The sequence below is a fragment of the Bacillus horti genome, assembly GCF_030813115.1.
In the GTDB taxonomy this organism is placed as follows: Bacteria; Bacillota; Bacilli; order Caldalkalibacillales; family JCM-10596; genus Bacillus_CH; species Bacillus_CH horti.
On the sequence record NZ_JAUSTY010000005.1, the window covers coordinates 227900 to 252914 of the forward strand.

At 39.1% G+C, this 25015-nt stretch carries 23 protein-coding genes, 1 pseudogene and 1 riboswitch; of the genes and pseudogenes, 23 read left to right on the top strand and 1 reads right to left on the bottom strand.

Going from position 1 to position 25015, the window contains the following annotated elements; translation table 11 throughout:
* Nucleotides 1–198: 198 nt before the first annotated feature.
* The 19 genes from coaBC (at nucleotide 199) to J2S11_RS07910 (ending at nucleotide 20421) form a co-directional block, all read left to right on the top strand.
* A complete protein-coding gene (coaBC, locus tag J2S11_RS07820; protein ID WP_307393085.1) occupies nucleotides 199–1548 on the top strand; it encodes a bifunctional phosphopantothenoylcysteine decarboxylase/phosphopantothenate--cysteine ligase CoaBC in 1350 nt (449 codons plus the stop codon).
* Nucleotides 1541–4033 (top strand): primosomal protein N', encoded by a 2493-nt coding sequence (gene priA / locus J2S11_RS07825; protein ID WP_307393088.1) that lies wholly within the window; start codon nucleotides 1541–1543, stop codon nucleotides 4031–4033. Before coaBC ends, priA begins: the two co-directional genes overlap by 8 nt.
* A 13-nt stretch (nucleotides 4034–4046) precedes the next feature.
* Nucleotides 4047–4529, top strand: a complete 483-nt coding sequence (gene def / locus J2S11_RS07830) for a peptide deformylase (protein WP_307393091.1) — start codon at nucleotides 4047–4049, stop codon at nucleotides 4527–4529.
* Between the two features lie 129 nt (nucleotides 4530–4658).
* Nucleotides 4659–5609 carry a methionyl-tRNA formyltransferase gene (fmt, locus tag J2S11_RS07835; RefSeq protein ID WP_307393094.1) on the top strand — a complete coding sequence of 317 codons (951 nt, stop codon included), beginning with the start codon at nucleotides 4659–4661 and terminating at the stop codon, nucleotides 5607–5609.
* Nucleotides 5606–6916 carry a 16S rRNA (cytosine(967)-C(5))-methyltransferase RsmB gene (gene rsmB / locus J2S11_RS07840; protein ID WP_307393097.1) on the top strand — a complete coding sequence of 437 codons (1311 nt, stop codon included), beginning with the start codon at nucleotides 5606–5608 and terminating at the stop codon, nucleotides 6914–6916. Before fmt ends, rsmB begins: the two co-directional genes overlap by 4 nt.
* Nucleotides 6913–8019: a dual-specificity RNA methyltransferase RlmN gene (rlmN, locus tag J2S11_RS07845; protein WP_370875482.1), complete on the top strand. Its 1107-nt coding sequence runs from the start codon at nucleotides 6913–6915 to the stop codon at nucleotides 8017–8019. The genes rsmB and rlmN overlap by 4 nt, the downstream gene beginning before the upstream one ends.
* A complete protein-coding gene (locus J2S11_RS07850) occupies nucleotides 8016–8792 on the top strand; it encodes a Stp1/IreP family PP2C-type Ser/Thr phosphatase (protein ID WP_307393101.1) in 777 nt (258 codons plus the stop codon). Before rlmN ends, J2S11_RS07850 begins: the two co-directional genes overlap by 4 nt.
* Nucleotides 8793–8796: 4 nt before the next feature.
* Nucleotides 8797–10785, top strand: coding sequence for a Stk1 family PASTA domain-containing Ser/Thr kinase (gene pknB, locus J2S11_RS07855; protein ID WP_307393104.1), 1989 nt, complete (start codon nucleotides 8797–8799; stop codon nucleotides 10783–10785).
* Nucleotides 10786–10964: 179 nt separating this feature from the next.
* Nucleotides 10965–11855: a ribosome small subunit-dependent GTPase A gene (gene rsgA, locus J2S11_RS07860; protein WP_307393108.1), complete on the top strand. Its 891-nt coding sequence runs from the start codon at nucleotides 10965–10967 to the stop codon at nucleotides 11853–11855.
* 2 nt (nucleotides 11856–11857) lie between these two features.
* The gene (rpe, locus tag J2S11_RS07865; RefSeq protein WP_307393111.1) at nucleotides 11858–12505 is read left to right on the top strand and encodes a ribulose-phosphate 3-epimerase; all 648 of its coding nucleotides are present in this window, start codon (nucleotides 11858–11860) and stop codon (nucleotides 12503–12505) included.
* A gap of 158 nt (nucleotides 12506–12663) precedes the next feature.
* Entirely contained in the window at nucleotides 12664–12747 is an 84-nt protein-coding gene (spoVM, locus tag J2S11_RS07870) for a stage V sporulation protein SpoVM (protein WP_307393286.1), read from the top strand.
* Between the two features lie 452 nt (nucleotides 12748–13199).
* The gene (locus J2S11_RS07875) at nucleotides 13200–14234 is read left to right on the top strand and encodes a hypothetical protein (protein WP_307393113.1); all 1035 of its coding nucleotides are present in this window, start codon (nucleotides 13200–13202) and stop codon (nucleotides 14232–14234) included.
* A gap of 160 nt (nucleotides 14235–14394) precedes the next feature.
* Nucleotides 14395–15753 (top strand): transposase, encoded by a 1359-nt coding sequence (locus J2S11_RS07880; protein WP_307393116.1) that lies wholly within the window; start codon nucleotides 14395–14397, stop codon nucleotides 15751–15753.
* Between the two features lie 254 nt (nucleotides 15754–16007).
* Entirely contained in the window at nucleotides 16008–16637 is a 630-nt protein-coding gene (locus J2S11_RS07885; protein WP_307393118.1) for a hypothetical protein, read from the top strand.
* 271 nt (nucleotides 16638–16908) lie between these two features.
* Complete coding sequence (locus J2S11_RS07890) at nucleotides 16909–17496, top strand: hypothetical protein (protein ID WP_307393121.1); 588 nt, start codon at nucleotides 16909–16911, stop codon at nucleotides 17494–17496.
* Between the two features lie 263 nt (nucleotides 17497–17759).
* Nucleotides 17760–18683 carry a restriction endonuclease gene (locus J2S11_RS07895; RefSeq protein ID WP_307393123.1) on the top strand — a complete coding sequence of 308 codons (924 nt, stop codon included), beginning with the start codon at nucleotides 17760–17762 and terminating at the stop codon, nucleotides 18681–18683.
* A gap of 137 nt (nucleotides 18684–18820) precedes the next feature.
* Complete coding sequence (locus J2S11_RS07900) at nucleotides 18821–19324, top strand: GNAT family N-acetyltransferase (protein WP_307393125.1); 504 nt, start codon at nucleotides 18821–18823, stop codon at nucleotides 19322–19324.
* Nucleotides 19317–19832, top strand: a complete 516-nt coding sequence (locus tag J2S11_RS07905) for a DUF6141 family protein (RefSeq protein WP_307393128.1) — start codon at nucleotides 19317–19319, stop codon at nucleotides 19830–19832. Before J2S11_RS07900 ends, J2S11_RS07905 begins: the two co-directional genes overlap by 8 nt.
* Complete coding sequence (locus J2S11_RS07910) at nucleotides 19825–20421, top strand: GyrI-like domain-containing protein (RefSeq protein ID WP_307393131.1); 597 nt, start codon at nucleotides 19825–19827, stop codon at nucleotides 20419–20421. Before J2S11_RS07905 ends, J2S11_RS07910 begins: the two co-directional genes overlap by 8 nt.
* 281 nt (nucleotides 20422–20702) lie before the next feature.
* On the opposite strand, the gene J2S11_RS07915 is transcribed toward J2S11_RS07910, so the two are convergent.
* Nucleotides 20703–20969 carry a hypothetical protein gene (locus J2S11_RS07915; RefSeq protein WP_307393134.1) on the bottom strand — a complete coding sequence of 89 codons (267 nt, stop codon included), beginning with the start codon at nucleotides 20967–20969 and terminating at the stop codon, nucleotides 20703–20705.
* A gap of 319 nt (nucleotides 20970–21288) precedes the next feature.
* On the opposite strand from J2S11_RS07915, the pseudogene J2S11_RS07920 reads away from it, so the two are divergent.
* The 4 genes and pseudogenes from J2S11_RS07920 to J2S11_RS07935 all read left to right on the top strand — a co-directional run bounded on the left by J2S11_RS07920 (nucleotide 21289) and on the right by J2S11_RS07935 (nucleotide 24935).
* Nucleotides 21289–21831 (top strand): annotated as a pseudogene (locus J2S11_RS07920) (GrpB family protein).
* Nucleotides 21821–22414 carry a histidine phosphatase family protein gene (locus J2S11_RS07925; protein ID WP_307393137.1) on the top strand — a complete coding sequence of 198 codons (594 nt, stop codon included), beginning with the start codon at nucleotides 21821–21823 and terminating at the stop codon, nucleotides 22412–22414. Before J2S11_RS07920 ends, J2S11_RS07925 begins: the two are co-directional and overlap by 11 nt.
* Nucleotides 22415–22479: 65 nt before the next feature.
* A riboswitch (FMN riboswitch) is annotated at nucleotides 22480–22622 on the top strand.
* 181 nt (nucleotides 22623–22803) lie between these two features.
* Nucleotides 22804–23775, top strand: a complete 972-nt coding sequence (locus tag J2S11_RS07930; protein WP_307393140.1) for a DMT family transporter — start codon at nucleotides 22804–22806, stop codon at nucleotides 23773–23775.
* Between the two features lie 368 nt (nucleotides 23776–24143).
* Nucleotides 24144–24935: a GNAT family N-acetyltransferase gene (locus J2S11_RS07935; protein WP_307393143.1), complete on the top strand. Its 792-nt coding sequence runs from the start codon at nucleotides 24144–24146 to the stop codon at nucleotides 24933–24935.
* Nucleotides 24936–25015: the final 80 nt, after the last annotated feature.

The window sequence follows — 25015 nt, forward strand, 5'->3', positions numbered from 1 at the left end:
GACTTCTTCGAGAGGGCTTCGATAGAAGCTTTTCTTACAGTCTAAGAATTTATAAAATTTGATACAATGATTTCTTCAAGTTTTATAAATTCTGGCTGCATGAAAAGCTTCCTCTAATGATGGACTAGACGACTTCTTCGAGAGGGCTTCGATAGAAGCTTTTCTTATACTAGGTGTGCTGTAAAAAGGAGGATGAATATGAGCGTAAAAGGAAAAATGATCGTATTAGGCGTAAGCGGTGGAATCGCTGCGTATAAGGCAGCAACGATTTGCAGTCAGCTCACTCAAAGGGGGGCAGATGTCCGTGTCATTATGACAGAGTCTGCCACAAAATTTATACAGCCTTTAACATTCCAAACGTTATCTAGAAACCATGTGTATGTGGATACATTTCAGGAGGCGGATGCTTCTGTCGTTTCTCATATCGATTTAGCTGATCATGCAGACTTATTTCTCATTGCTCCTGCTACAGCAAATATCATTGGAAAGCTAGCAAATGGCTTAGCTGATGATATGCTTTCAACGACTTTACTTGCTACAGAAGCACCAATTTGGATGGCACCAGCGATGAACGGACACATGCTTGAGCATCCAGCGGTGCAACAGAACATCACGACGCTGAAGAGTAGAGGAGTTGGTCTACTTCAGCCTGGTGAAGGACAGCTAGCCTGTGGATATGTCGGTAAAGGGAGGCTTCCTGACCCTGAGGAAATCATTGGACATGTTGTCTCTTATTTTCTTCAGCTTTCTAATCAACAAAAATCAGCTGAAATTGATACTAATCTATCAAATCCCAATCAAACAGCTTTTAATCAATCTACTTCCGTAGCTTCTGATTTTGGTTCTGTATCATCTAACGCAAATATCTCGAATACTCTTAATGATGATCCGTCAACGGCAAGCTGGTGGAAGGGAAAGAAGCTCCTTGTCACAGCTGGACCTACGAGGGAAGAAATTGATCCTGTGCGTTATCTATCGAACTACTCCTCTGGAAAAATGGGCTTTGCCATTGCTGAAATGGCGGCAAGCCTAGGGGCACAGGTGACCCTGATTTCTGGTCCGGTTGAATTGGCTACTCCTGCTCAGGTTGAGCGTGTGAATGTTGTTTCAACAGAGGACATGCTTCAGCAGGTGCTTAGTCGCTATGAGGAGACAGATGTAGTCATTAAATCAGCAGCGGTAGCCGATTATACACCAATACATGTAGCTGAGAAGAAAATTAAAAAAGCAGGAGAAAGTCTGCTGCTAGAGCTTAAGAAAACACAGGATATCCTGCAAACATTGGGAGAGCAGAAGAAGCACCAAATTCTTGTTGGCTTTGCTGCTGAGACAAATCAGGTGGAGGAGCATGCCAGGCAGAAGCTGAAGAAGAAGAATCTAGACTTTGTTGTAGCTAATGACGTAACTGAAGAAGGCGCAGGCTTCGGTACAGATACAAATATTGTGACGATCTACCATCGCTCAGGGGAGAAGCAGGAGCTTCAGAAAATGTCCAAGTCTGACGTAGCACGTAAGCTACTAGAGCTGGTGGCTACCTATTATGAGTGATCAGCCAATGCTTGATCAGCACAAGAGGGTTATCGCCGAGGTTATCGTTGAAGTACCTGCACGCCTTGTCGATCGAACGTTTGACTATGAGGTACCACCTGCTTTGGAGCAGGGTGTACAGATCGGTTCAAGAGTCATTGTTCCGTTTGGTCCAAGGAAGACTCAGGGCTATGTTTTAGGGTTAAAGCTTCAGACGGAGCAGAGTGAGCAGAAGCTTAAGGAAGTTGAGCAGGTTCTAGATGAAGTACCTCCACTGAGCCCTGAGCTGATTCAGCTAGGTCAATGGATGAGTGAAGAGTATACTTGTTTAACGATTCAAGCGCTACAGGCTATGCTTCCTGCTGTACTGAAATCGACAACTACGAAGAGAACGGTAACGAATGATGGTAAGCAGCAGGTTGTGTACGAGGTTGAGGACAAGGTGACCATCAAGGAGGTTCAGGTGGTCGAGCTTGCGGTTACTCAGGAGGAGCTAGAGAATAAGCTGAGTGAGCTTCATGCAAAGGCTGTGAAGCAAAGAGAGGTAGCAAGGTATATTGCAAGCATAAATTTTGGTGGTAACACAAGTCAGTCCTTGGATGAGGAGAGCGCTGCTAGGGATGAGGTAAGCTCAGGGGCTAGTGCTGAAATTAGTATTGAAGATCGTTCTGAATTAAGCAAAGCTAGTATGCCTGATAATAAAAGAGATCGTACGGAGTTAGAAAAGCATAGAGAAATCTTGCAGGTACAGCGTGTTGTGGAGGAGTGTCAGACAACACGTTCTACGATAAAAGCCCTAGAACAAGCAGGGATTGTGAGGATAAGCAAGCAGGAGCTTCAGCGAGATCCGTATCAGCACCGAGTTTTTGAACGGACGCAGCCATTAACCCTAACAGAAATGCAGCAAAGTGTTCTAGGTAAGATTACGACCTCTGTGGATGAGCAGGAGTTTCGTCCATTTCTCCTGCATGGGGTAACGGGAAGTGGGAAAACTGAGATTTACCTTCAATCCATCTCTTACGTACTAAAGAACGATAAGGAAGCTATTGTCCTTGTACCTGAAATTTCTCTAACTCCTCAAATGGTAGATCGCTTCAAAGGGAGATTTGGAGATCAGGTAGCTGTGCTACACAGTCGTCTCTCTAAAGGAGAAAGATATGACGAGTGGCGTAAAATTAGGGATGGTAAGGTAAAGGTAGCGATTGGAGCAAGATCGGCTTTATTTGCTCCGTTTCGTAACCTAGGTCTAATTATTATTGATGAAGAACATGAAGCTTCATATAAGCAGGAGGAAACACCGAAATACCATGCTAGAGATATTGCTATGTTTCGCGGGCAATATCACCAAGCGCCTGTTATACTTGGGAGTGCAACACCATGCTTAGAAAGCTTTGCTCGTGCGAAGAAGGGTGTATATACATTACTTAGCTTACAGGAACGGATTTTTGGGCAGGAGCTACCACCCGTATCGATCGTGGATATGCGTGAGGAGCTTCATGCTGGGAATAGGACGATGTTCAGCAAAACGCTGCATGAGCTCATTAACCAATGCTTGGAGAAGAAGGAGCAGATGGTGCTTTTTCTAAATCGGAGAGGTTTTTCTACGTTTGTGATGTGCCGTGATTGTGGCTATGTTTTGCAATGTCCCCATTGTGATATCTCTCTTACCTACCATAAATCAAATAACTCTCATCGCTGTCATTACTGTGGCTATACACAGCCTAAGCTTCATGAATGTCCAGAGTGTGCCAGTGATCATATACGTTTCTTTGGAACTGGAACGCAGAAGGTTGAGGAAGAGCTGTATAAGCATTTTCCAGGAATACGAGTTGTCAGGATGGATGTGGACACCACTCAGCAAAAGGGAGCGCATGAAAAGCTATTAAAGCGCTTTGGTGATCATCAAGCAGATGTTTTACTAGGAACACAAATGATAGCTAAGGGACTAGATTTTGAAAAAGTAACACTTGTAGGTGTGATTGCTGCTGACTCCTTGCTTCACCTGCCTGATTTTCGTTCTGCTGAAAAGACGTTTCAGTTGCTTACACAGGTTAGTGGACGTGCAGGAAGACATAAGCTTCCTGGTCATGTCGTTGTTCAAACCTATACACCTGAGCATTATAGTATTCAGACGGCTGCACAGCATGATTATGAAGCTTTTTTTAACCATGAAATGCAGCATCGCAAGCAAAGAGGGTATCCACCTTACTATTATCTGACGTTAATTACGTTTACGCATGAGGATTTACCTTTTTTAATTAAGGAAAGTGATCAGGCTGTACGTTGGCTAAAGCAGCAGGTTTCACCGAATACGCTTGTGCTTGGTCCGGCAGCATCAGCTATCCCTAAGATCAAGGATAGATATCGATTTCAATGCATGTTAAAATATAAGGATGAGCCTCAATTGGCCCATGTTTTGTCAGGATTTTTACAAAAGCATAAGCAGTTAATTGAAAAATCAAAGCTTCATATTCAAATAGATAGAAATCCACAAATGTTAATGTAGGAGTGATTGAACAATGGGTGTTCGAGTTATTGTGAAAAATCCAGATCCAATTCTGAGAGAAAAAACTATTGAGGTTAAGAATTTCAACGCTAATCTGCACAAGCTGTTAGATGATATGGCTGAAACGATGTATCAGGCTGATGGTGTGGGCTTAGCGGCTCCACAGGTTGGTATTTCGAAAAGAGTGGCTGTGATTGATGCAGGGAGTGAGCACGGTCTAATTGAGCTGGTTAATCCAGTCATTGTTTCTAAGTCTGGAGAGCAGCTTGGACCAGAGGGCTGCTTAAGCTTTCCAGGTCTTGTGGGGGATGTACGCCGAGCTCAAACGTGTAAGGTAGAAGCGTTTGATCGCCATGGAGAAAAGTTTGAGGTTGAAGGTGAGGATTTACTTGCTCGAGCGTTGCAGCATGAAATTGATCACCTAAATGGTGTGCTGTTCGTTGATTTTGTTGAGCGTTATTATGAATCTGAGTCAGAGGATGAGGCTGGTAAGTAGAGAGCATTTTCCTTCTAGGAGATAAGATAATTAGAGATAGTATTTGAGTAATGAATGAAGACAAATAGAAGGTAGAAGTTACAAGTTAAGAGCTAAGAGCTATAAAAAAGCAACTGGAGGAGATTGACGTTGAAAATTGTTTTTATGGGTACACCTGATTTTGCCGTTCCATCCTTAGATCGATTAATCGCTGACGGATATGACGTGATTGGGGTAGTCACACAGCCAGATAGACCAAAGGGGAGAAAACGCACGTTAACTCCTCCTCCTGTTAAGGAAGCTGCTTTAAAGCATAACCTTCCAGTTTTACAGCCAGAGCGTTTAAAAGGTTCACCAGAACAGGAGCAATTAATTGAGTGGGCTCCAGACCTAATCGTTACAGCTGCCTTTGGACAGCTTCTTCCTGAGGAGGTTTTACAGCTTCCTAAGCTAGGGTGTATTAATGTTCATGCCTCACTTTTACCACAGTATCGTGGAGGAGCACCGATCCATCAGGCTATTATTGATGGACAGCAGGAGACAGGTGTAACGATTATGTATATGGTTAAGGCTTTGGATGCTGGAGATATATTAACTCAGCGCAGCTTGCCTATTTTAGATGATGATAATGTAGCTACGATGTTCCAAAAGCTTAGTATCGTTGGTGCTGAGCTTTTAGCAGATACTTTGCCAAAGCTAGTTGCTGGAGAGCTTACTCCGATTCCGCAGGATGCTGATCTGGTCACGTATGCCTATAACATTAAACGTGAGGATGAGGAGATAGATTGGACGAAAAGTGGTAAAGCTATATTTAACCATGTTCGTGGGATGAACCCGTTTCCGGGAGCGTATACGGTGATTAACGGAGAGGTTTTGAAGGTATGGCAAACGGCTCTTTCTGGGGATCAAGGACTGACTGATTCATCGGGTGCGATTTATAAATTGGATGAGCAGGGCATTGGAGTTGTAGCGGGGGATGGTCAGGGTGTCTATCTTACGGAAATTCAGCCTGCCGGCAAAAAGAGAATGATGGCTGCCGACTTTCTAAGAGGAACAGGGAGCTCATGGTCAACAGGACTTAGATTAGGAGATAATGAATGAAAGCAACGGCAAGAACAATCGCTTTAGACGCCTTGATTCAAATTGAACAGGGAGGCGCATATAGCAATCTCACCTTACAAAAGCTTTTGCAGAAGAACAAGCTCGAGGATAGCAGAGATCGTCATTTAGTGACGGAGCTCGTGTACGGGACAATTCAGCATCAGCGTTATATTGATTTTTTACTCCAGCCCTTTCTGAAAAAAGGAGTAGATGCGTTAGATCAGTGGGTCAAGCAGCTACTTCGTGTGAGTGTCTATCAGTTTGTTAAGCTAGATCGTATCCCTTCTCATGCGGTTGTACACGAAGCGGTAGAGATAGCGAAAAAGAAAGGTCACCGTGGGATTTCGGGTATGGTGAATGGGGTTTTACGCAGCTTTCTGCGTACGCCTTTACGTTCAACGGAAACGATTAAGGATGATGTTACTCGTTTAGGTATGGAAACGTCTCATCCGGATTGGATGATAAAGCGCTGGGTCAAGCAGTTTGGCTGGGAGAAAACGAAGCAGCTCTGTGAGGATAATAATAGGCCGCCTCAGGTGACGATACGGACGAATACGATCAAGGATAGCAGGGCAGAACTGATAGAAAAGCTACAAGAGGAAGGCTTTGAGGTCAAGGAAACAACAGATTCACCATATGGTATCATTGTTCAGTCTGGTGGACATGTTGTTCAATCTAAGTGGTTTGAGCAAGGATATTTCACGATTCAGGATGAAAGCTCTATGCTTGTTGCTCCATTTGTAGACCCTAAGCCTGGAATGGTCGTCCTTGATGCTTGTGCGGCTCCCGGTGGAAAAACAACTCACCTAGCTGAATACATGAAGGATGAGGGGAGCGTTCTAGCTGTGGATATGCATCCGCACAAAGAAAAGCTCATTCGCACGAATATAAATAGACTAGGATTGACTTGTATTGAGACACAGACGATGGATGCCAGAAAGCTTCCTGATGCACGCCAGACAGAGTATGATCGTATTCTCCTAGACGCACCTTGCTCTGGTCTTGGGGTCATTAGACGTAAGCCAGACTTGAAGTGGAAGAAGAAGGAAACGGACAGTGCCGATATCGCGGCGATTCAATATGATTTATTAGTAGCCGTATCTAAGCTACTAAAGCCAGGTGGACAATTGGTGTACAGTACATGTACGCTTGAAGAAATAGAGAATCAGGATGTTGTGCAGAAGTTTTTAGAGAATGAGCCTTCCTTTAGACAGATTGAAGGGGAGCAGAAGCTTATTTTACCGCAGGATTTTGGATCGGACGGATTTTATATGACTAAACTTGAAAGAATTGGTGATGAACAATGAGTACGGAAACAACACGACCTATGACGAGAAAAGAGAGGGAAAATCAAATCCTTGCTGAAAAGCCCTTGCTGTATGACTACACATTTGCTCAGCTTCAAGCATGGCTTGAGTCAGTGCGTGAGCCCAAGTTCAGAGCAAGTCAGATTTTCGATTGGCTGTACGTGAAACGGGTCAAAGGCTTTGAGGAAATGACGAATCTATCCAAGGAGCTAAGAGCGAAGCTTGATGAATCCTTCTCTTTGCACGCTTTGACACAGGCGATGAGTCAGAGATCAACAGATGGGACAATCAAATTTCTTTTTGAGCTTCGTGATGGCTACTCCATTGAAACGGTGATCATGCGTCATAATTACGGGAATAGTGTGTGTGTAACGACTCAGGTGGGCTGTCAGATTGGCTGTACGTTTTGTGCTTCCACATTAGGAGGACTTAAGCGTAACCTAACGGCAGGTGAAATTGTAGCACAGGTGCTTGAGGCACAGCGTACGTTGGATGAGAAGGAAGAAAGAGCGTCCCATGTAGTGATTATGGGGATTGGCGAGCCTTTTGAGAATTTTAATCCGATGCTTTCGTTTTTGAATATTATTAACCATGACAAGGGCTTAAATATTGGGGCGCGTCATATTACTGTTTCCACAAGTGGAATCGTGCCAAAAATTTATGAGTTTGCCGATCAGAATCTACAAATTAACCTAGCTATTTCCTTGCACGCACCAAACTCAGAAATACGCTCTCGTTTAATGCCGATCAACAGGGCGTTTCCATTAGAAAAGCTGATGGATGCGATCCGTTACTATATCGATAAAACTGGTAGAAGAATTACGTTCGAATACGGGCTATTTGGTGGTGTAAATGATCAGGTGGAGCATGCTGAAGAGCTAGCCGCACTGATTAAGGACATCAATTGCTTTGTGAACTTAATTCCAGTGAACTATGTTCCTGAACGAGATTATGTAAGAACACCGAGAGAAGACATCTTTAAGTTCCAAAAAACACTTGAGAAGAACGGTGTAACGTGTACGATTCGTAGGGAGCATGGTAGCGATATTGCCGCAGCGTGTGGTCAGCTTCGTGCACAGGAAAGGAAAGAGGAGACGAGGTGAGCAGTAGCGTGGAAGTCGTGTTAAAAACACATATCGGTCGTGTCCGTCAGGTGAATGAGGACACGGCTGAGGTGGTCAAACGTGAATCAAATACAACGCTAGTTATTGTAGCCGATGGTATGGGTGGTCATCAGGCTGGGGATGTGGCTAGTCAGCTAGCTGTGAAATATGTGAAGCAGGCCTTTATGAAGGCTGAGCTTCATAGTAGTGCAGTGACATGGGAAGAGTGGCTGATTCAAACGATCTCTGAGACTAACCGTTATATCTACGACTACGCTGAACAGGATCAAGCCTATCAAGGAATGGGTACTACTATTGTTACCTCTTTGTTTTTAGAAGACTATTATATCGTGGCCCATGTTGGAGACAGTAGGATTTATCGCTATGAGCAGGAGCAGCAGCAATTAACTAGTATTACCGAGGATCATTCCTTAGTCAATGAGCTTGTTAAAAGTGGTGAAATTACGAAGGCTGAGGCAGATGTTCATCCGCAGCGTAGCTGGATTACACGCTCCTTAGGTACCCAAGAGGACGTAAAGGTTGACGTAAAGACAATGGGCTACTTAGGGGACGAATGTATCCTTTTATGCTCAGACGGTCTAAGTGATATGATTAATGAGCAACATATGCTAGATATCCTAAAGCAGGATAAAGGTTTAGAAGAGAAAGCTTCAGAGCTGATTGATGCCGCTCTTGAGGCTGGTGGAGATGACAATATTACGCTTTGTCTTGTTCAACCTACATCTAGTCCGTCTGCACAAGAAGAGAGGTGAGAACATGATCGGAAAAAAAATCGCTGGTCGCTATGAAATCCTTGATCGCGTTGGTGGCGGTGGAATGGCCGTTGTATACAAGGCCAAGGATGTCTGGTTAGATCGTGTTGTTGCTTTAAAGGTGCTACGTCCTCAATACGCTATTGATGACGATTTTGTGCATCGCTTTAGACGAGAGGCACAGGCGGCTGCCAGTCTATCTCACCCAAACATTGTAAGCATCTATGATGTGGGTATAGAAGAAGACATTCATTATATTGTTATGGAATATGTTGAAGGCTCCACACTCAAGGAGTACATAAACAACCATACAACTCTTTCAGCGTACGAAGCGATTCAGATTACTAGACAGATCGCCGAAGCGCTAGATCACGCCCATCATAACCGGATTATTCATAGAGATATTAAGCCTCATAATATATTAATTGGTAAAAACCTACGTGTGAAGGTGACAGACTTCGGTATTGCTAGGGCTGTTACATCAGCAACGATTACCCATACTGGATCTGTTATGGGCTCCGTGCATTATTTTTCTCCAGAGCAGGCTCGTGGTGGAGTGACAGGAGAAAAGTCAGATATCTATTCCTTGGGAATTGTTCTGTATGAAATGCTAACGGGGAAGCTTCCTTTTGGTGGAGACTCACCGATCAGTGTTGCCTTAAAGCATTTACAGGAAACGTACACAGAGCCAAAGCTACTTAATGAAAATATTCCTCAAAGCGTGGAGAATATTATCATTCGTTCGTTAGCTAAGGACCCAACGTACCGTTATGCTTCAGCTAGAGAATTGATGAAGGATTTAGATACGTGCTTAAATGATGAGCGCCAATCAGAGCGAAAGCTTGTCATTGATGAGAGCATTTATGATGAGGAAGCGACTAAAGTCATACCTGCAATAAGTGACGATATGTTCGATACGAAGGTTGCACCTAATCGTAAAGAGGAGCCGAAAAATGAAATTGTTGAAGATGATGAACTAGATGAATATGAGGATGAAGAGGACAGTAAGCCGAAGAAGAAGCGTTCCATTTGGCTGAAGGTAGGAATCATTCTAGCGATCCTGCTTTTGCTTGGTGTTGGTGTGTATCAGGGAGCTAACTACGTGCTTGGATTGTTCTATGTGCCTGAAAAAGAAGTGGAAGAGGTTGTTGGATTGCCTTTAGAGGAAGCAGAGGAAATTCTTGAGGAACAGGGCTTTGTAGTCAACTCCACACAGACAACCCATCATACTGAGATTGAAGAGGGGCATGTTGTCAGTCAAACACCTACTCCTGGTACATCAATTAAGGAAGGGACAACCGTTCGATTAACGGTAAGCTTAGGGCCTGAATTACACACTATGAGAGATTTCAGTGGTTATCTTAGATCAACGGCAGAGGATTTCTTAATTGATCGTCTAAACTTTGCTGATGTAGAGGTAATTGAAGAGGATCATGATTCAGTACAAGCCGGACATGTGATTCGTCATGAGCCAGACATTGGTGAAGAGGTCATTCCTGAGGAAACAACGGTTACGTTGTACGTAAGCAAAGGGAAAAGTAAGTTCCCAATGCCAAACCTAATCGGTAGTACAAAAGATGAAGCAGTAGCCTTACTTGAGCAGAATAATCTTGTCCTTGATGAAGCCGTGGAGGAATTCTCGGATGCGCCTGAAGGTCAGGTCTATCGCCAGGGTCCTGTAGATCCAAATATGGAAGTAGCGGAAGGAACACCAATTAAGATTTGGATTAGTAAAGGCTATGAAGAGGTGTATCAGGATCGTACCCATACTTTGAATATAGAATTAGAGGAAAATGAAGTAGCCAGAATCATTATTCATGTAGATGATGAAAATGGTGCAGACCGTACAGTTGTCGATGAGCATATTCACGAGAGCAAGGAATATTCCATTGATGTACGTGTAAGTCGGGAGAAGCAAGCAGCTATCCGCGTATTTAAGAACGGAGAGCAGATTCAAGAGACGATTCGGATTCCGTTTGATACGGGAGAATAAAGATAAGAATATCGAAGCATGAGTAAAATAATATGGGCGTTGTAGTAAGAGGATAAAGCAAAGTAATGAGAAATTATTGAGAAAGAAATGAAGTAAATAGAAGTGAACAAATATAAGAGTTAAGCAAGTAGCAGTAACGGAGGAATGTGCTGTGTAAACTAATGATGGGGGATGAATGAATGCCTGAAGGTCAAATTGTGAAGGCTTTAAGCGGATTTTACTATGTAGCAGAAAAGACAACTGGAACCGTATGGCAATGCCGAGCAAGAGGGGTGTTCAAAAAGAAAAAAATCACTCCCCTTGTAGGAGATCATGTATCCTTTGAAGGCTCGGTGGAGGAGGAAGGGACGGTAACTGAAATTCATGAGCGCAAAAATGAATTAATCCGTCCTCCCATTGCTAACGTAGATCAAGCCCTACTTGTCTTTTCAGTAGATGAGCCTGAGTTTAGCCCAATCCTTTTGGACAAGTTCTTGGTGCATATCGAAAAAGCGAATATAACACCCGTTATTTGCCTAACAAAGCTTGACCTTTCAGTGACTCCATTGACTGAGTATCCTGAAATTGAAGTGTACCAGAAGCTAGGCTACCCGTTCTATATGACCAGTAGTGTATCAAAGCATGGGGTAGAGGAGATAGAAGATTTTTTAGCTAATAAAATTACTGTATTTGCTGGGCAATCAGGGGTGGGAAAATCCACCCTACTTAATGCCATTAATCCTGAGCTAGACATTGAAACGGCGGAAATTTCTACTCGCTTAGGACGTGGTCGGCATACTACTCGCCATGTTGAACTGATTAAACTACCGAAGGGCGGTCTAGTAGCAGATACACCGGGATTTAGTCAGCTAGATTTTATAGACATAGCACCAGAGGAGCTTGGCTCACTCTTTATTGAATTTAATGAGTTGAGTCCGAGCTGTAAGTTTCGAGAGTGTTTGCATAAAAACGAACCGAAATGTGGAGTTAAAGACGCTGTGGAGCAGGGAGAGATTGCTGAGCATCGGTATAAGCACTACCTGCAATTTTTAGAAACGATAGAGCAAGAGAAGCAGAAGAGGGGGTATTAAGGATGATTAAAATCACTCCATCTATTCTAGCAGCAGACTTTGCTAAGCTAGGAGCAGAGATTCAAGAGGTTGATCAAGCAGGAGCGGACTGGATTCATGTAGATGTGATGGACGGTCATTTTGTACCTAATATTTCAATTGGTCCTTTAATTGTTGATGCCATTCGTCCATATACGAAGCTACCACTTGATGTGCACCTGATGATCGAAAACCCTGGAGCCTATATCCCAGACTTTGTAAAAAGCGGAGCTGATTTAATCTCCGTTCATCAAGAAGCGTGTCCACATTTGCACCGGACGATTTATCAGATTAAGGAATTAGGAGTCAATGCGGGTGTTGTCTTAAATCCAGCTACTCCTCTGGAAACGATACGCCATATCCTGCATGACATCGATTATATTTTGCTGATGACCGTAAACCCTGGTTTTGGAGGGCAGGCTTTTATCCCATCTGTATTAGAGAAAATTAAAGCTTGTCGTCAAATGCTTGTTGAGCATAATTTAGGTCACCTAGACATACAAGTAGATGGAGGGGTAAATTCGGTAACTGCCAAACAGTGTGTGGAGGCCGGAGCGAATGTTCTGGTAGCAGGATCAGCGATCTTTAATCAGTCAGACCGACAGCAGGCGCTAGCAGCGATACGTGGATAAGTTCCTGTTCTAACTTATAACCGTGGACATATCTATAGACTAAGGGATTGCATAGTTTCCTTCTCATCGATGAACATGAGCAATACGGGCGGAATATACTATTGCACATAGGTTTGAGGTCTATTACAGGCTCTGCTCACCTAAAGGAGGGGATTATTATGAAGTTCTACACGATCAAGCTTCCTAGATTTATTGGGAGCATCGTGAGGGTCTTTATAGGTGTGTTCAAGAAAGATAAATAATTCCTGCAACGATCGAACGCTTGAGGGGTTTGGAGATGTACCAATTTAATGATTTTATGTTTTGCGGGACTGCCGGTTTACCGGCGGTCTTTTTATTTTTGTTTTTAGTTTGAAAGGACAGAGGGATAGATTAAGCATCTCTATTTATTTCATTTATGAATACCTGAAAGTTTAGGAATATGCCATAGTATAAAAATGTGCTTGACTCTACAGTAAAATATAACAAAATATAGAATGAATAATAAAAACTTTAAAAGGATATTGCTGGAATATGTCGAAATAGATTTAGTAACATTTATCTTGATGAACTATCCCTTATAAATAGTAATATATAAAAGTTCCCTTCCTATGTTTTAGAAGTTGAATCAAGTTGACATAAATGACTGTCGTAAACATGGAAAGGTTTTAGTACAAAATTACTTAATTTTGAAATGAAGAAAGGGAGGTTATTAATGAAAGTCCTCATTGAAAGATTTCTAAATCATCAAGAAATAGAGGGATTTGTAAAAGGGAAGTCTCAAACTACATATGAAAGAAAGCTTGAGATATTTAGAATGTATATCGAAGAGAGAATGAATGTATCAAAAGAGGGAGTGTTAGTATACTTAAATGGTATGGGAATAGAGGATATAAAAAAAAGTATGCTCTATTATATTGACTTAATAGGTATAAAGCATGAAGACACTATGAGGTTATATGTATCAGTAGTGAGAGAATTTATGAGATATTTATATAAATATAAATACATTCAGAATCCCATATTGATTAATTCAATCGGATTAACAAAGAAGGATGAGAACTCATTCAATTTTGTTATTGATAAATACATATTTGAATTATTGGAAAGTAAGCAGTTAAAATTTTCATTGTCCAAAACACCAATTAGTGCCAAAGAATTTTTTGAACTACTTCAGGCTTGCGATAATACAATTAATACCACTGATCATAGTATTTTATATGGTAAAGGAAAGTATTATGGTGATTATACTAATTTTGTAGCAGCATTAATGACAAAGTTCATTATGTTTACCGGTATAAAAGTTAGCATAATTTACAGTATAAAATCTAAAGATTATATTATGGAATTGAACAAAATTAGAATAAATAATTACTGGATCAGGTTACCAGATAACTACGCACTTCAGCTAAAAAAATATCACTCTATTGTTGGAAATTTACTTTCGGAGGATGGTAATTTATTTGTAAATTATGATGGTAGTAGTATAGATAACAATAACAGTATTGGGGCATTTATAAAAAATAGTCTTGTTGAATCTAAATCGTTTAGTACCAGTAGGGTCTCAAAATACGCCATTATAGAATTAATGAAAGTAGGGATAAGTTCTCAAATTATTAAAGAATTTACAGGTAATAAAGATACCATAATTAGATATTGTAGTGACAAAGTAGATGAAGAAATGCTTGACATAAAAAATAGATTAATAGATTCAAAGATAAGATCATTAGATTTTATTGATAATTTCTAATAGTAAATAAAAAAAATTCTTAAAAACTTTTATTTGAATCAATTTCATAAATCTGAGCCCAACGGGCTCAAGGCTTTTTAAGCACGAAAAAAGGAGTACCTCCCCATATCTCGAAATAGTAAGTGACTAAACCACTAAAGAGATTGGAGGGAAACTCCCTATGTCCATTATAAGACAAGGAAGCCTGTTTAGCCTAGAAGAATTATATGATTTAGAACCTACCCATCGATTTGAAGAAGTGTTTTCTACCGTTGACATCTATCCCATCTTAGTTGTGGTATCTAAGAAATCGGTTTATGGTGCTCCTGTTGAATTGAATTACCCTGCCATGATTTATTCTTTGGTCGCTAGAATCACGGAAAGAATTCCTACTATAAAGGATCTAATTAAGCGGCTCAAAAACGACTTCATCTTTCGCTTAGATTGTGGGTTTCTGTTATCAGATGATGTTCCGTCCGAGGCTTCTTACTCTCGAATGGCTGCTAAATTAAGTGAAAGTGACGTCTTAGAAAAAGTTCAAGAAAAACTCTTAATTCAAGCGATATCGGAAGGGTTTATCCAAGATCATAACATAGCTATTGATTCCACGCATATAGCAGCGAGGGATCAAGCTCCTCCGAAGGAGGAAAAGGTAGAACCCAAGCCCAAAAAACGGGGTCGTAAAACAAAAGCAGAGCATGAACAATGGCTTGTAGAGAAAGCGGAACAAGAAGCAAATGCCACCATCTATGAAAAAACAATTGAAGATCAACTAGACATAACTCTTGAAGAGCTTAGAATATCTACTCCACTTACTCCCGAATGGGGAGTGAAGAAAAATAGTGCAGGAAAAAATGTATTCTGGTTTGGCTACAAAAGCCATTTGGCTGTAGGAACTGAGAGACAATACATCCTACAATCGATGCTTTCATCTGGAAGCCAGAATGATGGAAAAGCCGCTATTCCTCTGTTAAAAGGGCTTCAAGAACGGCTTCCAAATTTTCTAGTCAAACATGCCATCATGGACTCGGGTTACGACTACGCCGCTGTTTACAAACAAGTTTCTCGTATCCGAGCACAGTCTGTTATTGCGTATAACAAAAAGAATGAATCGGAACCCGTCGGGTTCGATAAGCACTTTGCTCCTACTTGTGTACGTGAGCATTCGTATAAGTATGATAGCTTCGATGCCAAATACGAGAGTTTAAAATACACACGTCCCAAGGAATGTAAGGATTGCCCACTCGCCCATGATTCTCTTTGTCAAAGTGTCTACAAGATAAGAATTAAAACGGATTTAAGACGTTATACAGCCCCAGCACGAGGCTCACAGGCATGGAAAAATGTCTATAAGGAACGATCTTCTGTAGAACGGGTTATTGGATACTTAAAATCCTACTTTCAGTTAAATAACATTCGTTATAGAACAGGAAAGAAAGCTAAGTTTCACTTTGATCTAGTTACCCTTGTTTACAATGCTTCAAAATTAGCTTCTGATCGGATTAATCATAGATTACAGGAAGTACAGGAAGCTGCATAACCTACTTTAAAAAGAAGTTTTAGGAATTCTGCTCTTGTGAGCGTTTTTAAGAAGTAGCATTATGAAATTGATTCATTTAAATGAATTCAAAGTAACTTTTTAGTTGAACTTCTATACTAAGATTGGTATCTAAAAGGATTGGAATCTGAAGGTTGAAGTACAAGTAATTAATCATTGGATCTGAGTTAAAGGGAATACACCTGTTGTAAATTTAAAAAAAGAAAGTATAACATAATTGAAAGAAGGGATGAACTGTGAGAGTTTCTTTTTCAATATTAGTAATACTCGTCCCAAGCCTATATTTTGGATGGGGTGGAAAACCTACTGAAATGGGACTTGCTATTATTGCTGGAGCGATAGCGGCTTGTTTTATAAATATTGATAAGATTCAGAGATTTAAAGGTGCAGGTTTTGAAGCAGAGATGAGAAGAACAATAGAAGAAGCATATGCAACTGTTGACACTTTAAAGGAAATAACTAAACCATTAATCATCTCAACAATAAAAAATTTAACTTATGGAGGAAGATATGGTGGTATTGGAATTGATGAAAAACATAAGATGAAAACAGAACTAAATAACATTGCACAAAAACTATCAATTTTAGATAACGATATAAAGGATGCTGTTGATACTTTTCATAAATATCATGCATTAGATTATATATCAGATATAGAAAGGGAAGTATATAACAACAATGATACTGATGTAGAGATTAGGAAAAGATTATCAGAATTAAAAAACTATAATTCAGATAAACTTCCTAATGCAAACGAATTAAGAAGGGTGTTCACGGGGGAAGTAATCCCATCCTCTATCAATGATATTATTGATGATTATGAATATTATTTAAAATATAAAAGGATAAGAAATGATGATTTATAAGATTGTGGTGTTAAATGTTAGTTTACTATAAGTATAAGAAACATTAAATTGATTATTACCGAGGAGAAAAGATAGATGCTAGATAAAATAATAAATTTGTTTGAAAATTACGGATGGATTGGCTTAATTATATCAGGTATTATACTACTGTTTAAAACTAAAATTTTAACTTTCATTTCTGCTAGTTCAGTGGAATTAAAAAGATAAAAGATTCTATTATAACCTAGTACATTATGTTTTACAGGGAATATTTTTAAGTGTCTTTTTATTTATGGTATCAGACACTTTTTTTACAAATCCAGGATTATATCATGGTTGGATATCGCTATTCTTATTAATTGTTACAATCGGATCATTAGTTTGGCCACTTATACAACTTTTCAGAGAAAAATCATTCTTTAGTAACTTATCAAATGAAAAAAGAAAGAAATTTAAATACAGGTTACTGCATTTAGTGTTGATGATATATTATCCAAGTATTGTAATTGTGACTATTACATATTTTATTGGTACTCAACTACATTGGCACTTTTATAATGAAAGTGAGTCAGATGTTAACAGAATAGGAGTATTAATAGTAGTATACATTTTCTATTTTCTCTCAGCACTTTATCTAACATTTATACTAAGATTCATATTTAAATATCTAGGGCTAAATCATATTTTTAGCAAAAGTGATAGAACACCTCTAGCTTTAAAAATTGATGATGAAAAATGGTATTTATTATATCCTATCGATAATAATTTATATTTATTAGGAAATGACTTTAAAGATTATAACTGTAAAAATTATATGATTGTTGCAAAGGATAAATTATTGAATAAGCCACTCATACTTGAAGATGGATCTAAAAGATAATTATCTTTCATGACCTCTTAAAGAACAACATAAATTTTAACAAATAATTATAGGCTCTATTTCTGACTTTCCAACGATAACATCTATTGCATTACCTTAACATAATGAATGTGGAAAAATACACCAACTGTTTTTGAGGATGGTATTTATATACGAATTTTGAGAAGAATTTATTCAAATTTTCGAAGAGCAGTGACTTTAACCTAACCCATTTGACTTATAGGGTCATGAAAATTAATAGGATATAGATTGGGGGTTTAACGGTGGAGCAGAAAGTATCAGCAGTTGCAATTGAACTATTAAAAGAGGCCTTATGTAATATCTATTGGTATAAGAGTAATCTTAGAAGTTTTTTAAGTAATTGTATTAATAATACTTCAATAATTAATCGACCGGATTGGACCGGATATAAAAGACAAATAGTGTCTGACATTATAGACGAATTATGTCGAGACCAGGAAAAATACATTGGTGACATAAGACGATTAATCTCTGAAGTAATTAAAATGAATACTTTCAGACATCTTGAAGAGCTTGAAGATGGGAGAAAGAAAGTCGAGAGAGCAAAACAGGCTGTCTCGGATCTTAGAAAAGTTGTTGAAGATCAAGTTCAAAAGCGTAAAGAGGAGGAAAAAATAAAGAGAAAGAGAATAGATAATCTTGAAAGAATAAGATCTAGTCAAGCAGTACTAAGTAGATTGGATGAAATAAAAAATAATTATTTCAGATTGGTTACATCGAAGGATAGTCAAAAAAGAGGATTTGAATTGGAAAAGGTGCTTTACGATCTATTTGAACTATTTGATTTGGATCCTAAAGCATCTTTTAGAAATACTGGTGAACAACTTGATGGTGCATTTTCATTGGAGGGTACAGATTACTTGTTTGAAGCAAAATGGAAGTCTAAAGCTATCAATTCTTCAGATTTAAACGATTTTGAAGGCAAAGTAAAAAGGAAATTAGATAATACTCTTGGACTGTTTCTTTCAATAAATGGTTTTTCTGATGATGCAGTAAGAATACATTCAGCTGGTAGAAGCACATTATTCTTAATGGATGGAATAGATTTAATGGCGGTGCTAGAAAATCAAATTGATTTTGTTTCATTAATCATAAGAAAGCGGAGACATGCTGCTCAAACAGGAAATATATATTTGAAAGTTAGTGAAATATTAGGTGGAGACTAGTAAGTATGGTAAGAACCTTAGCTTCATATTAACTGCTACATTTTATTTGACTCAAGAATGAGGAAGTAGTGTGTAGACAAAGACTGTAGATATGAACATTTTACTAATATTCTTAGAAACTGAAAGGCGGTATAAAATTGAGCATTTCTATAAGTCTAGCAACTAGAGAAGATTCAGACCAAATAATTAAATTATTGAAGGATACAGCTAACTGGCTTCAAGAAAACAACATAGATCAGTGGAGCTACTTGAGAAACGGTGAAGAAGATAATGAATTACGATTGGCAATACAACAACAGAAGACATATATAGCAACGTATAATGATAAGTTAGTAGGAACTTTTACTTTATATGATAGCCCAAACGACTGGGACAAGTACATTTGGGGTACCATGCCTCCTGATGCGCTTTATTTACATCGTCTTGCTACGGTGCGAGATCAGCAGAACAAAGGAGTAGGAAGAATGATGATTGATTGGATAGAACGTGAATATAAAAGAGGAGATAAGAAATACATTAGGCTGGATTGTGTCTCAGCCAATGAAGCGTTGAATAAATATTATAGAGATGCTGGTTTTACTTTTTTAGGTATACATCACGATCAGTGTAAGTATGAAAAAGGTTTTGAGCATAATGACTAGCAGTAAGAAGATCATCTACAAAGAAAAGCAATATCTTCCCAAATGGATTTATTTTATAATCTTACCTTTTGCATTTTTGGTCTGGGGTATAGCCCTTGTCCAATTCATAACCGGTGAACCTGTTGGAAATAGACCAATGTCGGACACTGGTCTTATTATATTTACGGCAATATTTGGGGTGCTTTTACCGCTTGCATTTATGACTATGAAGGCTCAAGTAACTATCTACTCTCATTCAATGACAATTGGTTTAACTCCAATATTCAGGAAGAAGATTGATTTTCAAGATATCCAAAGTGTGGCACACACGAAAATCAGTCCGATTAAGGAGTTTGGAGGATGGGGGATAAGGTGGAATGGTGCTAAGTGGGGGTTAATTGTAGAAGGTAAAGAAGGTATTGAGATTTTATTGAGATCAGGAAGCATTTTTGTAGTTACTAGTAAATCACCTGAGAAGATCATCCAAGTATATAGTAGTTTAATAGATCAGGGGGATGAGGATGAGTAGCAGGTCTAGTGTTTATAGAGAAGATGTTAGGAAAACAAATAAGGAGCTATACTCTTTAAAAGACAATAAAGTGAACCTATATTCTATACCAGAAATGAAGTACCTGATGTCATCTGGAAATGGGGATAGAGATATTTATAAGATGTATGATTATAAAGAGATTTGGACAGTCGGCCGATTTATTAATCGTGTAAAGTATTACACAGTTAGAGAATTAGGTAAAAACTTTAGTCGAATGCCACTAGAGTTAAAGTGGGGGGAGCAAGGCAATAATTTTGAAGTAGCCATGTGGGTACCTGCATACATATCTGATCATTTGTATGAAGTGACAATGAATGATCTAAAGAAGAGACATGAGTTTGTGAGTGATCTAACGCTTAGCCTTAATGATCGACCAAAACGAAAATGTGCGCAGTTCCTTCATATTGGGGACTACAATCAAATTGAGTCTTCCAAGCAATATGTTCTGGAAGAAATAAAAGCCAAAGGCTGCAGCGCGAAAGGCAGAATGGAAGAGATTTATATGAATCATCCGCACTGTAACCCACCAGAAAAACTTAAGGTACTTCTTCGACAAGAGATAGAATAGTAAGAGAGTAAAGAAAGGATAGAAAATGATTTCACATCAATTGCTAACAGACGAAAAAATTAACCAATTAACGGACTAGATCAATCGAGACGAGCACTTATTATTCTACAGCTATTTAACTCAACGTAAGGAGAAGGTTGATTTTATTGTAATATTTGAATGATGTAGAGTCTGAGCATCTTCTTTGAAGATGTTTCATAGGAGATGCTACAGTCCCCATTTATCACTGGTATCACTGGCATATAAGTCCCCTCAAGGACACTGTATACACCTTGGATAGTTTACCTTTTCTTCTTCCTTTTTTTGCAGTTATTACATTTGTTTTCTGACAAAGGATCATTGACAACACGAATGCTGGCAATTTGGTTCGTTTGATAGAGAATTTGAACAGGGCCTGCACACCTATAACATTCCCACAATGTGATCCAATTTCTTCCTGGTGCAGTAGTTTGTACCTCTTCTACAAAGGAAGGAAATCCCTTCCTTTTGCCTCTGATACGGACGAACACATATTTACCGACATATCTTTTTAGTCTGCGTAGTGACATGGCATCACCCCCTTTTCATTGTCTTATCTTTTATATTCTGTACACTATTTAATTGTGTGGACTGTAGCCTTGAAAGCAGGATGACTAATAAAAGAAATGAGATTCGAATTAAATTTACAGGCCCTAGTCCTTCAAAACGAAAGTTAAAATACCAAAAATTACTGTAGGAAAACAAGCTCTCGTGGAAATATGTAAATAAAAATATAAGAAGTGATTTAGCTACATAATTTGAGTGAAGGAGATCAAAATGAGATTACAAGAAATCTTAAATATCTTGAGAAATTATTCTTATCTATAAATAATGGATGGTGAGTCCCAGATGAATGAGGAAATAATTATTGATCCTTACAATAATGAGTGGCCAGGGATGTTCGAAGTACTTCGTAATAAGATGATACATCAAATCGGAACAGCGATAATAAGAATTGATCACATAGGTTCCACTGCTATTCCGGGGTTAGCTGCAAAGCCGATTATTGATCTCTAAATTTCGGTTCCTAATCTAAATCACATTGATAAAGTCAATAGGGGACTAAATGCTCTAGGGTATATTTGTCGAAAGGGTAATCCTGATTTAACTAAGAGGTATTATCGAGAAACAGATGGGATGCATAGAACACATATTCATGTGAGGGAGTATGGTAGTTGGTCAGAACAGTTTAACTTATTGTTTAGGGATTATTTAAGGGAACATGAAGATGAAAGAAAAGAATATGAGAAGGTTAAGTATGCTCTTGCAAATCAATATAGAAATCAAAGAGATCAATATGTTGAAGGTAAAACAGAGATAATATGGAGCATAATGACTAAGGCAAATCAGTGGAGTCAAGAAACGGGATGGAGAGGGTATCATGATGAATAATACATACATTTATATGATAAGACATGGAGAGTCGCCTAAAGTAGAAGGAAATGAGAGGACCCGTGGGTTAACTCAAAAGGGAGAAGATGATGCAAGGAAAATAACTGAGCTACTATTATCCGAGGGAATTGATATTTTCATTTCAAGCCCATACTCCCGGGCTATATTAACTATAGAAGAGTTAGCTAAGGTTTCTGGAAAAGAAGTGATGGTCTATGAGGATTTAAAGGAGTTAGTTTTTTCTAGTGGAGATCAAATATTTCCAGACAATGAGTTATATCCATTGGTGAATAAGATGTTTCACGATCCAAATTTAGCATCCCCAGGAGGAGAAACACTCTTAGATTGTCAAAATCGATCAATCGCAATTCTTATGGAGATATTAAGCAAATATAAAGGTCAAAGAATAATACTTGGTACTCATGGTGCGATTATGACGTTGATGATGGGTTATTTTGATAGTAAGTATAATATTGATTTTCTTATGAAGACTTCTAAGCCAGATGTATACAGGATGACATTTCAAGATAATGAATTAGTTGATGTTAAACGGTTATGGCAGATAACACATGACATTCAATAAATACAGAAGCATTTCTCTGGACGAAACGGATAGTAAGCGCTAGAATATGAATATTACAATCGAATATGGATCTTCGGGGCAGGTGAAATTCCTGACCGGCGGTAAAGCTTGAAAAAGCAAGCCCGCGACTCCAAGCTGTTTTACAGCTTGGACTGATCTGGTGAAATTCCAGAGCCGACGGTTAAAGTCCGGATGGGAGAAGATAATAGTTGGGACGCCTTTGTTAGGTGCGCCTTCCTTTGAGATGCATGGATGACTCTCAGTCTATTTTTTGACCCGAATGACTAGTAGCTTGAATAGCTGCTTAAGTGGGTTATGTAGAGAGAAGACCATGTATTTTTTGTATCTTAACGGATGATCCCATATTCAAACTAAAAGGGGTTTGAATTATGGAAGGAACAACAGGAACAACATTAAAATCAAGAAACACATTTTGGCTTATTGTGATTGGAGCAGCCTTTTGGGGTATTAATCCTCTCTTTCGGGTGATGCTCTTGGACACATTAACGTCTGCTCAGATCGTTTTTATTGAGCATCTACTATTAGCTTTTATTGCTGTACCCATCCTCTGGAAGAACCGGCATGAGCTAAAAGGATTACGCAAAATCCATATTGGTGCATTATTGTTTATTTCATGGGGTGGCTCTGCGCTTGCCACGCTACTTTTCACAGCTGGTTTAACGTATGGGAATATGAACGCCGTTTTATTACTGCAAAAAATGCAGCCGCTCTTTGCGATTATTCTAGCGCGTATCCTTCTCAAAGAAATGCTTCCAAAGCACTTTGCGAGCTTGGTTGTTGTCGCGCTGATGGGAACCTACTTGTTAACGTTTGGATTTTCGTTTCCACTTGGACACGTAGGGGATGTCATTCAAATGGGGAGTCTGCTTTCACTTGCTGCCGCTGCTTTATGGGGTGGTTCAACGGTGATGGGGAGAATTATGCTAAAGCAAATGAAGTTTGAAACGGTGACAGCACTGCGGTTTGTGCTAGCTACTCCATTTATTACTGCCATTATGCTCATGCAGAATGCCGTCTGGAATATACCTGCGGATTCAACAGCCTTAACGTTAATCGGTATTAATTTAGTATTATCTGCTCTACTGCCTGGCTTGTTCAGTATGCTGTTGTATTACAAAGGTCTAACGAATACAAAGGCTTCTGTTGCCACACTTGCCGAGCTTAGCTTTCCAATGACAGGTATGCTTGTTAGCTGGCTTTTTTTCCAAGAAACCGTAACAGCAGCCCAGTTCATAGGCTTTGTGTTAATCTGGGGTGTCATCTTTACGATTTCAAAGCAGCGTGAGATTATTGCGCCCATTGAAAGAGAAAGAGCTCCTATTTTATCTAAAATATCTTAAGGAATAGATTAGGAACAAAAAAAGCTTGTCAGTAATCTCTTGTGATATGAGATCTTCGGCAAGCTTTTTGAATTGGCGATGGAGGTCTTGAACTGAGAAAAATAGAGAAGGGGGAGACAAATGAAGAACAAGAAAAATCTGAGGATTTTTTGGCTGGCTCATAATGTCTTGTTTTATTTGTTTTTCATTGGTTGGTCTTTGTATTTATTTTTAAACATTGAAGGGTGTTAAAATTAATTAATAGACTTCCTTTATTTATCTTCATTCAAATTTGTTTATTCACTTTATCAGTAGTGGGCTCATATCAAATTTATCTTTGGATTAAGCAGGAGAAACTATAGTAGAATCCAGAAGGGGAATAGTCCTAAATGATTTCACATCACATACTTACACTTGAAGAAATTAACAAGCTAACAGAGCAGATTAATAGAGATCAGCAGTTATTATTCTATAGCTACTTAACTCAACGCAAAGAGACGGCTATATTTATTGGTCAATACATAGACGGACATTTAACCGCTGTATTAGCATATTTTAGCGGACTTAGCTTCCCGGCATTTTCATTCCACTGCATAGATCGAAATGACGTCGATCTTCCTTCCCTTATTAAGTTCACACGAGAATATATTCAACTAAAGGATAGCATAACCTGTGGGACTATCCTTTCTAATCGTGATCTTGAACTATTCCAGTCTCATAGTCTCATAACTGGTACTCCCCAGAGCTTTTTAACGATGAAGCATGTTGATCAAATGAAGCTGCTAGATTCAGACATGGGTGAAGTAGTTGGAAGGAATGATGTTTTAGAGGTCATGGACTTTTTACAGAACGGGGATATGAGGTTTTTTACTAGAGAGGAGCTTGAACAGTATCCTTATATTGGGGTGAAAGTTGATAACCAATATGTTGCAGTTGGAGGTTATCATTTTTATGGTTCACTGCTTGTTGAAATTGGAAATATTTATACTCGACCAGATTACAGAGGAAAGGGACTGGCAAAACACCTTACAAGTCAGCTTACTTCCTTAGGTAAAGAGCTTTCAACGGATGTCCATCTAGGAGTACTGGCACAGAATCTTGCAGCTGTGCACGTTTATGAGAGGCTCGGCTATGAAATTATGGCTGAACAGAAGATTGTTGATTTTAAGCTAGGTATGTAGGGATCTATATTAGGGCCATTTCCATAACAGTTCTTTGGGATAATCGGAACATTTCATGAAGTCGGATAGAAGATTTCTAG

Coding starts and splice junctions, on each gene's coding strand:
- pknB (WP_307393104.1), top strand. CDS start 8,797: ATGATCGGAAAAAAAATCGCTGGTCGCTATGAAATCCTTGATCGCGTT.
- priA (WP_307393088.1), top strand. CDS start 1,541: ATGAGTGATCAGCCAATGCTTGATCAGCACAAGAGGGTTATCGCCGAG.
- rpe (WP_307393111.1), top strand. CDS start 11,858: ATGATTAAAATCACTCCATCTATTCTAGCAGCAGACTTTGCTAAGCTA.
- J2S11_RS07910 (WP_307393131.1), top strand. CDS start 19,825: ATGAGTAGCAGGTCTAGTGTTTATAGAGAAGATGTTAGGAAAACAAAT.
- J2S11_RS07930 (WP_307393140.1), top strand. CDS start 22,804: ATGGAAGGAACAACAGGAACAACATTAAAATCAAGAAACACATTTTGG.
- rsmB (WP_307393097.1), top strand. CDS start 5,606: ATGAAAGCAACGGCAAGAACAATCGCTTTAGACGCCTTGATTCAAATT.
- J2S11_RS07880 (WP_307393116.1), top strand. CDS start 14,395: ATGTCCATTATAAGACAAGGAAGCCTGTTTAGCCTAGAAGAATTATAT.
- J2S11_RS07875 (WP_307393113.1), top strand. CDS start 13,200: ATGAAAGTCCTCATTGAAAGATTTCTAAATCATCAAGAAATAGAGGGA.
- def (WP_307393091.1), top strand. CDS start 4,047: ATGGGTGTTCGAGTTATTGTGAAAAATCCAGATCCAATTCTGAGAGAA.
- J2S11_RS07890 (WP_307393121.1), top strand. CDS start 16,909: ATGGTATCAGACACTTTTTTTACAAATCCAGGATTATATCATGGTTGG.
- J2S11_RS07905 (WP_307393128.1), top strand. CDS start 19,317: ATGACTAGCAGTAAGAAGATCATCTACAAAGAAAAGCAATATCTTCCC.
- J2S11_RS07915 (WP_307393134.1), bottom strand. CDS start 20,969: ATGTCACTACGCAGACTAAAAAGATATGTCGGTAAATATGTGTTCGTC.
- coaBC (WP_307393085.1), top strand. CDS start 199: ATGAGCGTAAAAGGAAAAATGATCGTATTAGGCGTAAGCGGTGGAATC.
- rlmN (WP_370875482.1), top strand. CDS start 6,913: ATGAGTACGGAAACAACACGACCTATGACGAGAAAAGAGAGGGAAAAT.
- J2S11_RS07935 (WP_307393143.1), top strand. CDS start 24,144: ATGATTTCACATCACATACTTACACTTGAAGAAATTAACAAGCTAACA.
- rsgA (WP_307393108.1), top strand. CDS start 10,965: ATGCCTGAAGGTCAAATTGTGAAGGCTTTAAGCGGATTTTACTATGTA.
- spoVM (WP_307393286.1), top strand. CDS start 12,664: ATGAAGTTCTACACGATCAAGCTTCCTAGATTTATTGGGAGCATCGTG.
- J2S11_RS07925 (WP_307393137.1), top strand. CDS start 21,821: ATGATGAATAATACATACATTTATATGATAAGACATGGAGAGTCGCCT.